This is a genomic window from Mycobacterium gordonae, assembly GCF_001417955.2.
Classification (GTDB): Bacteria; Actinomycetota; Actinomycetes; order Mycobacteriales; family Mycobacteriaceae; genus Mycobacterium; species Mycobacterium gordonae_B.
In genome coordinates, this window is record NZ_LKTM01000047.1 from 1 (window position 1) to 10,800 (window position 10,800).

Here is a 10,800-nt window from a genome sequence, read left to right on the forward strand (position 1 = left end):
TCCCTCGTCATCGGGATCATGTAACGCCATCTATCGCTGAAGATTCACCGCCACTTACCTCTGAAGATCACAAGCAGTGTCTCATTTCTTGTCTCACACCGCGTGTCTCGCATCTGCACTGTCACCGCCAGGTGAGACAGTCAACGAATGACAGCCACTCTCGGCTACGCCCGGATCAGCACCACCGGCCAGGACCTCACTGCCCAACGAACTGCTCTCGCAGCGGCCGGCGTCGACCCCGAGCGGGTTTTCACCGACGAACTCTCTGGAGCGGTCGGCACCGGCCGCCCTGGTCTCGCTGGGCTGCTCGACTACGCCAGGACCGGAGACATCGTTGTGGTGGCCGCCATTGATCGCCTTGGCCGTTCAGCCGCCGAAGTCACTCGCACTATTGCTGACCTCGACAAGCGGGGAATCTTGCTGCGCGCCCTCCGCGAGGGCATCGACACCGCTACCCCCACCGGACGTGCTGTCGCTGCCATCATGGCGACCCTGGCTGAACTGGAACTCGAACTCGGCCGCGAACGACGTGCCGCATCACGTGAAGCCCGCCGATCGCGCAGCCTGCCAGCCACCAAGCCGCCGAAGCTCAGCGCCGCCCGCCAGGAACAGCTATGCCGGCTGGCGGCCACCGGCGAACCGGTCGACGAGCTCGCCGCTGCATTCGGCATAGGACGTGCGACCGCGTACCGATATTTGAGCCGGGGTCGCGCCACGTGAACGAGATCCCGCGTACCCCAGCACCAGGTGGTGACGACCCTCGCATTGAGCTAATGCACAAGGTGGCAAAGCTCGAATCCCGGTATGCCGATCGAGTGGACGAGACAGAGACCGCCTGGATGGCCGTGGTCAACGTGGCACTTGAGCGGTGGCGCACGTCGTGGCAGGAGCGGACGTCGACACCGGAGCTAAACCCCGAGCTGGGCAGGAAATTTCGCGTCTGTTTTCCGCTGGCCGCTCATGCGCTGAACCACGTCGAGGCCGCGGTAACTCTGCATTCATCATCGCCCTGGGTGGCCATGTCATCTGTTCGGATCGCGTTCGAGCACGCTCTTACCGCGCAGTGGGTCCTATGGACCGAAGGCGGGGAAGACCTGCTCGCACAACAGATGTCACTACAGGATCACCGGAGGTCGAGTGAGTTCATTGACGCAGTCGTGCGAGCCGCCGCTGATACACCCGACCTGGTTGAATCCGCCGCCCTGGCCGAAGAGTTGGGTGAGTTTCTCGGCGAGAAGCCAGTCTCGGACTGGACGGTCGTCAATCTCTGCGAGAGGTTCTCGTCCACCCGGTTGCTCTATGGGATTTACCGCGATCTATCGCAGGCAGTCCATCCGTCGTATGGACTCGTCCGTGCGTACTTCGACATCACGCCTCCCCCGGATGTCGTCGTAGGTCCCATAAATCCGTCCGGGGCCAAACTGGATTCGCCCGAGCTGATTCGTGGGATGGGCGTTTCAAGCCTCTGGGCGCTCTACGTCCTCGAAGTGTCGAAAGCTGGGCACCCGGGCGCTGCCGAGGTGCTCCGCTTAGGCGAAGAAGCTGGATTGCCCGTCGACCTGCGCGCCAGCGATCTCCAACCACACCTCCAGCCAAACTACGAGGCAATTTTCACGCCCGGTACTACCGAGCAGCCCCGGCCCACGCCAGCGGATTAACCGAGGTCGCCTTGAGCGGACCGGCTGCCATCACTAAGTGCATACATACTTACTTACATGTAAGGCTACATGTAGACATGTTTGCATGGTAGTTAGTAAGATCGCATCCATGAATGTTTCCGCCGATGGTGGTCAGTGCGAAATCGTGGCGGTGGCGCTGCAAAAGGGAGGCGTGGGCAAGACCACCACGACAATCAACCTGGGCGCCAGCCTCGCCGCGATGGGTTTCCGCGTCCTCCTGATCGACATGGATCAGCAGGCCCACAGCACCAAAGGTCTCGGCGTCGACCTCGGCGCCGACGATGCCTCGATGTACGAGGTGCTGCACCCAGACAGGGCGCTGCGGGTTCCACTGCTACAGGTCATCAGGCCAAGCGAGTTCGGCATCGACGTCGCGCCAGGCCATCTCGCGCTCAAGGAGCTGGAGCGCACAGGGCTCGGTTCAGGGGGTCAGCTGCGGCTAGCCCGCCATCTCGACGACCTCGAGGGCTATGACTTTGTGCTGATGGACTGCCCGCCGGCATTGGGGGAGTTGACGACGGCGGCACTGGCCGCCGCCGATTACGTGTTGGCAGTCCTCAAGGCGGGCCCCGACGAAATCGACGGCCTGGTCGAGCTGGGCAACGCCGTTCTCGATGTCCAGGAGACGCTCAACTCTGACGTGGAAATCCGCTACGTGCTGCTAGCCGACTTCGACGGCAACCCGAAGGCCAGCAAGGACGTGCGCAGGCAGTTGCGCACCGATTGGGGGGAGTGGTCCGCAGGCGGGGCGTATCTGGGCGAAATCCCGCATACCGTGCGGGTGGTGGAGGCCAAGGGGAAGCGCGTCCCGGTCCAGGTGCATGCCCCCACCTGCACGGCAGCAGTGGCCTACCGAGAGATCGCCGAACGGATCGTGGCGAGGCGGCAAGCAGCATGAATGCCGCATCAAAACCCAGTGGCTTGGAGGTGGGGTCCACCAGGCCCTTGTCTCGCGCAGAGCGCCGCGCTCAGGCCGCCCGGGTCCAGCCCGAAGAAGCTCTTGCGGCACTGGCAGTAGAAGCCGGCGCAGCGCCGCAACCCGCCGACAGAACTCTGCCATCCACACCGGCGGCACCGAGCCAGGATCATGAGTCGGCAGAGCCGACGGCAGTGCGGTTGAAGCCCCGGCAACGCAAGGCGAAGAACCCGTTCGCGACCCAGCTGCATTCAGGAACGTTGGCGCGACTCGAATGGATCAAAGCGCGCGGATACGTCATCACCGACACTGTGGACGACGCCATCAACACCTACCTGGACGGCGCGGGCATCCCCAGGCCAGACCACAACGACCGCATGCCGTGATCGACCGCATGCGGTAATCAGGTGAGCTGCAAGGACCTTCCTCGCCGCAATTGTGGTGAACGTGGTGGGGGGTGGGACGAATGATCTGCTCCCATCGGTTTTGTAGCTGATCAGCGGAGCGGTTTCCGTAAAAGTGCTGGTAGCAGCTGTTCACGCCTAAGGGCTGCACGGTAGGTAACTACCGTTTCTGCCCATGCACATCTACGTCGACGAGACCAAGCAGCGCGACTACCTGCTCGTGGCCAGCGTCCACGTCTCGACGGATCTCACCGGACTGCGCCAGATGGTGCGCGGTCTGCTCCTGCCTGGGCAGCGCTACCTGCACATGAAGGACGAGAAAGACGGCCGCAAGCGCACTATCGCTCAGGCCTTCGTCGATGCCGGTGTGCAAGCCACCGTCTACCGCGCCGGTCCTCAACACCGAAACGAGCGCCAACGCCGATCTGCGTGTCTACAAGCCCTCGTTGACGACCACGCCGGCCTGGGCGAGGCACACATCATCCTCGACGAGGACGAAACCATGGTGAAGTTCGACAACCAGAAACTCATCGAATACACCCGCGCCGCCGGCTGTCGCGACACCCTGCGCTACCAGCACCAACGCTCCCACGCCGAGGCCCTGCTCGCCGTCCCCGACGCGATCGCCTGGTGCTGGGCGAAAGGCGGTCCCTGGCGCACTCTGATCGCGCCAGCGGTCACGGCCACCCGCGACGTCTGACCAGGCCCGAGAAAGCGCAAAGCCCGAGCGCCACGGTCGTCCGGCCGGGTCTCGGGCTCACTTCCTGAAGCTCAACGCAACAGGCACCTGTAAATGTACACCAATTTAAGACAATCTAAGACACCAATCTAAGACAACAGCGACCTCTTCACCGAGCCGCGCCGCCGAGTGGCCTCGGCTCACTGGACGACAAAACCACACCTGTCACAAAAACATCACGGGCGACGGCGTGTCCTGTATCAGATACCGCGATCTTGCTGACAGTCTTCGAGACATGCCTCGACCCCGTAAAGGCGACCGCGTGGAACTGCTAACCCGCCCGGAGCGTCTCGTTTCCGAAAAGATCAAGCAGCAGGCCGCCGCGCGAGACATGTCTGTCTCGCAATACGTGGCTGACCTTCTGGCCATCCAAGCCGGCCACCCCGAGCTCGTGCGCGAACTCGACAAGGAGGTTCTGCCGCTGGCGATGTGACGACATGACGCCAGGGGTCTCAAACCTTTGTCTGACCGGCGAGCCTCTGGCAGATGCGACATCTAAATAGCTGGTGTGCGGAAACCCCGCTGAATTGACGAAGGCCCCGCCTAAGGCGGGGCCACGTCTGGAGATTCAAACCGAGCTGCGAACTCGGTTCAGGGTTCTCCGCACCCGTTCCCCGAAGGGACTTTGCTCTGAAAGGCAAGTCTCACGGTAGCGCATGCCTGCCCGGCGTACTAGATATGCCGCGCGGTCGGTGCGTGAATCGTGACCTCTCCAGCGCCCGATCACCTCGGGTCAGCAGTACACGGCCGGCGCCGCTGGGCGCCGCTATCGCACCCACACCGCATGTCCTGCGCGCGCTCGCGAACGAACGCCGCCGCGGCTGGGTCGAGCGCGCTGGGGCGTGTGCGCCGCGAGCGCCGATGTGGACCAGCCGCAGCAGTTGGCTCGACGGGCTCCAACGCTGGGCGCAGTCGTCGGCCCTGGGTCAGCTGTGTGCGGCCGAGCGGGTGTCGATCACTTCGTCCACGTTGTTGTCGATCGCGGCGGTGATGGCCGAGCACGCCGATCACGCCACCGGCCGCCACGTCGCCGTCACCCGCGCGACAATCGCGGACCGGGTGGGCTGCGACGTGCGCACCGTGACCGCCGCCTGGCGGGTCCTACGAGCCTCCCAATGGGCCGTGGAGGCCCAACGCGGCCACGGCTCACCAGGAACCCCCAGCATCGGGCGGCGACCCTCGGTGTACCACCTGGTGCCCCGCCGCGACCCCCGCCCGACACAGCCCCTTCCTGTGCATGAACCTGTGCACGATTTCCACCTACCGCCGTCAGGCGGTGTTAGTTCTTTTTCTCCCGTAGGGAGTTACTCACCAAGCTGGCGCGCAAGCGCGCCCGCCCGCCCAGATTCACGAAAGGGATTCAAAACCCGTGCAGTGTGTCCGCCCCGGCGGACCATGCCACGACCACTGGCCACCCAACGTCTGGCTGCCGCTCTCGTTGCCGCTACCCACGGCCTGGACCGTGCGCACATCGGCACCATCTGCGATGCGCTGACCGCCGCGGGCATCGACCCCACCGTGTGGACTGCACGCGCCATCACCGACACCCTCAACGCCGACATGCGCGCTCGCGGTGCAACCTGGCCCGACCACATCACCAACCCCGGAGCGTTCCTGTCCAGGCGATTACGACGGCTGAACTGGTCGTCTCCCGAGCGGTCAACACCAAAGGACGGCGGCTGCGCCGCCGCCAGCATCGACCACACGCCGCCACCCGTGCCGCTCACCGACGAGTCGCGAGCACGGATCGCCGCCGCCCAACAGGAGATCCGCCGAGTGCTGCGCGACCGCGCCCACCAAAACACTCCCACGCGTACGTCACCGACCCCACCGGCTGCGACAACCACGTTCCAGCGCGACACATCAGCCCGCTATCACCGACTGCCCGCCGCGACACCCGGCAGCGCTAGTTAGCCCACCTAGGCACGTTCGGTCCGTAACCGTCGAACGCGACATTAGTTAGCCCAGCTATTAGTGCCGCCTGCGGTCCGCCCATAGCGCGGGCCGCCGAATCTCCCCGCCGTTTTCATCCCACACCTTTCTGCCTTATGCCCCCTCATCCCTTCTTCCATCCCGTTGTTCCTCGGCAGCTTCGCTGCTGTCTCTAGCCCTCCCACCTCGTCTACCCCGCATCCAGCTACTTTCATTACTTACCGCTAAATCCACTGGCACATTTGCACAAGTTGTGCGAAGCTGGCGATGCCGCGTCCGTCGGGCTCTCCTGCTCCAGCTGGTTCAGGCGGGCGTGTCCCAATGATGGGTGGTTTCGCGTGTTGACGGTGGCGAAGTTGTCGCGGTGGTCGGTGGACTACTACAACAGCACTGCGCGGGCGGTGGGCGATGCGGTGAAAGACCGTCAGCGGGCTAATGGTGGGTTGGCGGAGTATTACGCCGAACGTGACACCCGTACCCCGGTGTGGACGTGCGCCGGGGATGCTCGGGTGGCTGCGGAGTTGGTTGGGTTGAGTGACAGCGAGCGCGGCGGTGGGGATGCTGATCCTGATGTGGTGGCGCGCTGGCTGGATGAGGGTGTGGCGCCGTCTGGGGAGTGCGGGCGTGCTCACGGCAAGGGCGGGGTGCACGGGTTTGATTTGACGTTTTGCGCCCCGAAGTCGGTGTCGTTGGTGCGGGTGTTCGGCGATGACGTCGTCGACAAAGCCGTGTCCGCGGCGCACCAGACCGCGATCGCCGAGGCGCTCGAATACTTGTCGGCGCATGCTGGCTACACCCGGGTGCACAACCCGGTGACGGGAGAAAAAGACCTTCAGAAACTGCCAGGTTTGGTGGCGGCGGCCTACCAGCATGAGACCTCGCGGGCGGGTGATCCGCACCTGCACACCCATGTGTTGGTGCCTAACCGGCAAGCCCGCGCTGATGGGCGGTTGGTGTCCATTGACGGCACGAGTTTGTTCCACGAAGCCCGGGCGGCGGGGATCATTTATCAGGCGACCTTGCGCTATGAACTGCACCGGCTGACCGGTATTGAGTGGGGGCCGGTCGACCCCTCCACGGGGATGGCGGAGGTCGCCGGGATCGACCCTAAAAACATTGCCGCGTGGTCGCAGAGATCGACCCAGTTGCGGCAGTGGGCAGCGAACAATTTGACCGTTGTCGGCTCCGCGGCGGAGTTGTCGCAGGCGCAGTTGGCGGCCGCGCAGAAGGCCACCCGGCCGCGTAAACCCGAGTCGCTGTCGTGGGCTGAGTTGCGCACGCAGTGGCGCGCCGACACGCGCGGTTTGGTGCTGTCGCGTGCGGCGCAGAGTGAGGCCCGCGCCGCGCGCGAACACACGGCGCGCACCGCCGCGGCCCGGGTCGCCCGCGCCGGTGTGGCGGTAGATCGGCGTGCCGTGGCGGCGATGGCCGCCCGCGCCGATAAGGCGGCGTTGACGCGCGCGGATCTCGTTGAGGTCATCGGCGCGCAATTGCCCCTGCTCGCCGACGCCGGCACGGGTGCTGCGGGGGGCGCGGCGGGCATGCCGCGCCAGCTGATCGAAGCCGCCGTCAATGCGGTGGGGATGCGGTTGACCGCGCCGCGCGCGGCGCATCAGCGTGAAGGCTCCGAGCGCTACACCGTGAACGTGATCCTGGCCGAGGAACGCCGCGTGTTCGACTTGGTCGACGCCGCCAATGTGCGGGCGATGGCCTGGGTGCGCCCGGAACACACCGCCGCCGCCCTGGGGCTGTCGGAGCAGCAGCATCAGGTGGTGACGGCGATCGCCTCCACACCGCAGTTGGTGGTGCCGTTGAGCGCGCCGGCCGGCGCGGGGAAGACCACCTCCATGCGCGCGTTGCGCACCATCGTCGAACGCCGACAGAAGGCGCGGGTGATCGTGATCGCCCCTACTGGAAAAGCCGTCGATGTCGCCGTCGCCGAAGGCGCGGCCAGCGAGGGCTACACCATGCACAGCGCCCTGGCCCGCCTCGCCGACGGACGCCTGCAGCTCGGCCCGTTTGATGTGGTCGTGGTGGATGAAGCCGGCATGGTCGGCACCGACCACTGGCGGCAACTCCTCACCGCGACCACCGCTGCGGGAACCAAAACCGTGATGGTCGGCGACGCCCACCAGCTCGAGCCGGTCAAAGCCCGGGGCGGAATGTTCGCCCAACTCTGCGACGAACTGCCCTGGGCGCAGCGCCTCACCGAGGTGTGGCGCCAACAGGATCCGGCCGAACGCACCGCCGCCCTCGCCGTGGGTGACGGAGGACCCGCGGCGGTACGCCGCGCCGTCGCTTGGTATCGCGACCACGATCGGGTGGCCTGTGGGGATCAGGTCACCATGGCCGTTGATGCTCTGGCCGCCCACCAGGCTGATCTCGCCGCGGGGAAAGATGCGTTGTTGCTGGCCGACACCACTGAGATGTGCGATGCCTTGAATCGCCGGGTCCACGACCGTGTTGTCGCCCAGCGTGCCGCGGCTGGGCGTGACACCACGACGGTGACCGCAGGCCGCGGTCACCACATCACCACCGGGGATGTGGTCATCAGCCGACGTAACGACCCCAGCATCACCGTCTACCAGCCGCAGGATCGCACCCAAATCCTGTCTGAGGCGCCGGTGCGGAACGGGCAACGCTGGCGAGTAATGAAAGTTGACGACAACCGCGAGCACCCGCGCATCGCCGCCCGCCGCCTCAGCGACGGCGCCTGGGCTGTCTTCAGTGACGACTACCTCCATGACCATGTGCAGCTCGGACATGCCGTCACCGTGCACGCCGCCCAAGGCGTCACCGCCGAGTCCACCCACACGGTGCTGGCCGAGACCGCCAGCCGCAACCTGGCCTACGTCGCGCTGACCCGCGGCCGCGAATCCAACCACGCCTACCTCTACCAACGTGACTCCACCGACACCGACCACAGCCACGACCTGGCCGCCGGCGCCGAGGAAGTCGAGGGGATACACCTCGCCCGCCGTGGCACCCCCGCACAAGCCGCCCGGGCGCTGCGGCAGGTCATCGGCCACGACACCCCCGCACGAACCGCACACCAGATCGCCGCCGACAACACCCCCAGCCAGTACTTGCCCGAACTGGTCGCCTCCCTGATCACCGAACACCAGCAGGCCGTCATCCGACGGCGCAGCACCTACCAGAAAAACCAACGCACACAACAAGATCGGGCACTAAACAGACACCTCGGACTCGACCGCAGCCGCAACCAACACCGCGACTATGACCTCAGCCTCTAACCACCCCACCGTGACAGGATTGTTGACCGCATTGGCCAACCACTACCAGCCAGGCCTGTTTGAGCAATTCCGGAGTTCGCTGATTCTCACGGCACAGAGATAGCGACAGACACCACGGCGCTGCTGAGGTGCGAAATGGAAACCACTCATTGAACCGGTATGCCAGTGCACTGGGCGGGTAGACGATATATATGAGCAGCCCACAGGACAGACCTGATTCAGTAGTTGTGGAAGTCGAGCACAATGAACGCGGATGGATGGTGGTTCACGTCGTCGACGGCGAACGCAAACCCATCGAACCTCCATATCCAGACCGTGCCGCGGCCGAACGGAATGCTGCTATCCACACTGCCGGAAGTGACCGCTGGACTGGTGCCGCCGAAGTGGTTCCGGCTCAGGATCGACCCACCGATCCGGGGTAGCGACGCCGACAATGGCGGAAGAGTCGCAACAATCGGGCCTCACTTGTCGCCGCGGTAACTAATACGGGGCATGTTAAGTCTGGCGGTGCTGGAAGAAGGGTTCGACCTCGCCGGGGTGGTTCCTCCACACCCCCCGGCTAGGCGCGCGCCGCCGTCTTTCGATCGGCACCACGGCGAGCACCAGCGCAAGTCCTGGTACATCAGACTGACGCGCCCGGGACCGCTGAGCTGTTCACCGGGACTGTGGATCTAACGGTGTTTCCGGCACTGACACGCTGAGTGATGCTCGGCGAGAAAGGTGCCGTGATGACGACACTGGACGATGTGGCGAAGAAGAAGGCGGCTGAGCAGTCCGAAGGCCAGAAGGCTGCGGTCGAACTGGTCCGATTGGCCCAGGAGCAGGGCTTGTCGCTGACCGGGCCCGACGGGCTGCTCAAGCAGTTGACCAAGACGGTCCTCGAGACCGCGCTCAATGAGGAGATGACCGAGCACCTCGGCTATGAGAAACACGACCCGCCCGAGACGGGGTCGGGCAACATCCGCAACGGCACCCGCACCAAGACGGTGCTGACCGACACCACCGGCCCGGTCGAACTTGACGTGCCGCGCGATCGGGCATCGACCTTCGAGCCTCAGATCGTCAAGAAACGCCAACGTCGCCTGAACGGCGTGGACGAGGTCGTGCTGTCGCTGTACGCGAAGGGCTTGACCACCGGTGAGATCTCGGCGCACTTCGCCGAGATCTACGGGGCGTCGGTATCCAAAGAGACGATCAGCCGCATCACCGACAAGGTGCTTGAGGAGATGAACGACTGGTCGGTGCGACCGCTGGATGAAACCTACGCCGCGATCTTCATCGACGCGATCGTGGTCAAGGTCCGCGACGGCCAAGTCGCCAACCGGCCGTTCTACGCTGCCATCGGGGTCACCCTGGCCGGGGAACGCGACATCCTCGGCTTGTGGGCCGGCACCGGCGGGGAGGGCGCCAAGTTCTGGATGAGCGTGCTCACCGACCTACGCAACCGCGGCATCAAGGACACCTTCTTCGTCGTCTGCGACGGGCTCAAGGGACTGCCCGAGGTGGTGGGCAATGTGTGGCCGCAGGCGATCGTGCAGACGTGCATCATTCATCTGCTGCGCAACACTTTTCGGCTCACGTCCCGCAAGTACTGGGACGAGATCAAGCGCGACGTCAAGCCGATCTACACTGCGGTCAACGCGACCGCGGCTCGGGCGGCGTTCGACGAGCTGGCCGAGAAATGGGGGCAGCGCTACCCTGCAGTGATCCGGCTCTGGGACAACGCCTGGGCGGAGTTCATTCCGTTCCTGGACTACGACGTGGAGATCCGGCGAGTGATCTGCTCGACGAACGCGATCGTTATCTGTAGTCCTCGTGACGGCGTCTTTGATGTCCGACACGAGGTGTTGAGGTCCCAGGTTCTGCGTGCTGGACA

General features: G+C 64.8%; 10 protein-coding genes. 9 read left to right on the plus strand and 1 reads right to left on the minus strand.

Annotated elements, in window-relative coordinates:
• The first annotated feature begins 147 nt into the window (after positions 1-147).
• The 8 genes from AO501_RS07230 (at position 148) to mobF (ending at position 8,924) form a co-directional block, all read left to right on the plus strand.
• Positions 148-720 carry a recombinase family protein gene (locus AO501_RS07230; protein ID WP_055577085.1) on the plus strand — a complete coding sequence of 191 codons (573 nt, stop codon included), beginning with the start codon at positions 148-150 and terminating at the stop codon, positions 718-720.
• Between the two features lie 53 nt (positions 721-773).
• Positions 774-1,658, plus strand: coding sequence for a DUF5677 domain-containing protein (locus tag AO501_RS07235; protein WP_055577086.1), 885 nt, complete (start codon positions 774-776; stop codon positions 1,656-1,658).
• A 109-nt stretch (positions 1,659-1,767) separates the two neighbouring features.
• Positions 1,768-2,577: a ParA family protein gene (locus AO501_RS07240; RefSeq protein ID WP_055577087.1), complete on the plus strand. Its 810-nt coding sequence runs from the start codon at positions 1,768-1,770 to the stop codon at positions 2,575-2,577.
• Complete coding sequence (locus AO501_RS07245) at positions 2,574-2,981, plus strand: hypothetical protein (protein WP_055577088.1); 408 nt, start codon at positions 2,574-2,576, stop codon at positions 2,979-2,981. Before AO501_RS07240 ends, AO501_RS07245 begins: the two co-directional genes overlap by 4 nt.
• Positions 2,982-3,174: 193 nt before the next feature.
• Entirely contained in the window at positions 3,175-3,699 is a 525-nt protein-coding gene (locus AO501_RS07250; protein ID WP_055577089.1) for a hypothetical protein, read from the plus strand.
• Positions 3,700-4,000: 301 nt separating this feature from the next.
• The gene (locus AO501_RS07255; RefSeq protein WP_306249063.1) at positions 4,001-4,171 is read left to right on the plus strand and encodes a toxin-antitoxin system; all 171 of its coding nucleotides are present in this window, start codon (positions 4,001-4,003) and stop codon (positions 4,169-4,171) included.
• A 962-nt stretch (positions 4,172-5,133) separates the two neighbouring features.
• Entirely contained in the window at positions 5,134-5,652 is a 519-nt protein-coding gene (locus tag AO501_RS38910) for a hypothetical protein (protein WP_231752372.1), read from the plus strand.
• A gap of 356 nt (positions 5,653-6,008) precedes the next feature.
• Positions 6,009-8,924 (plus strand): MobF family relaxase, encoded by a 2,916-nt coding sequence (mobF, locus tag AO501_RS07265; RefSeq protein ID WP_055577091.1) that lies wholly within the window; start codon positions 6,009-6,011, stop codon positions 8,922-8,924.
• A 218-nt stretch (positions 8,925-9,142) separates the two neighbouring features.
• Here the strand turns inward: mobF and AO501_RS07270 are convergent, their stop codons facing one another.
• Positions 9,143-9,358 carry a hypothetical protein gene (locus AO501_RS07270; protein WP_055577092.1) on the minus strand — a complete coding sequence of 72 codons (216 nt, stop codon included), beginning with the start codon at positions 9,356-9,358 and terminating at the stop codon, positions 9,143-9,145.
• Positions 9,359-9,652: 294 nt separating this feature from the next.
• Between AO501_RS07270 and AO501_RS07275 the strand changes: the two genes are divergently transcribed.
• Positions 9,653-10,800, plus strand: a 1,148-nt coding sequence (locus tag AO501_RS07275) for an IS256 family transposase (RefSeq protein ID WP_231752373.1), incomplete at its 3' end; no start/stop codon positions are given.

Excerpts from the sequence above, each read along its gene's own strand:
- AO501_RS07230 (WP_055577085.1), top strand. The coding sequence starts at position 148 with ATGACAGCCACTCTCGGCTACGCCCGGATCAGCACCACCGGCCAGGAC.
- AO501_RS07235 (WP_055577086.1), top strand. The coding sequence starts at position 774 with ATGCACAAGGTGGCAAAGCTCGAATCCCGGTATGCCGATCGAGTGGAC.
- AO501_RS07240 (WP_055577087.1), top strand. The coding sequence starts at position 1,768 with ATGAATGTTTCCGCCGATGGTGGTCAGTGCGAAATCGTGGCGGTGGCG.
- AO501_RS07245 (WP_055577088.1), top strand. The coding sequence starts at position 2,574 with ATGAATGCCGCATCAAAACCCAGTGGCTTGGAGGTGGGGTCCACCAGG.
- AO501_RS07250 (WP_055577089.1), top strand. The coding sequence starts at position 3,175 with ATGCACATCTACGTCGACGAGACCAAGCAGCGCGACTACCTGCTCGTG.
- AO501_RS38910 (WP_231752372.1), top strand. The coding sequence starts at position 5,134 with ATGCCACGACCACTGGCCACCCAACGTCTGGCTGCCGCTCTCGTTGCC.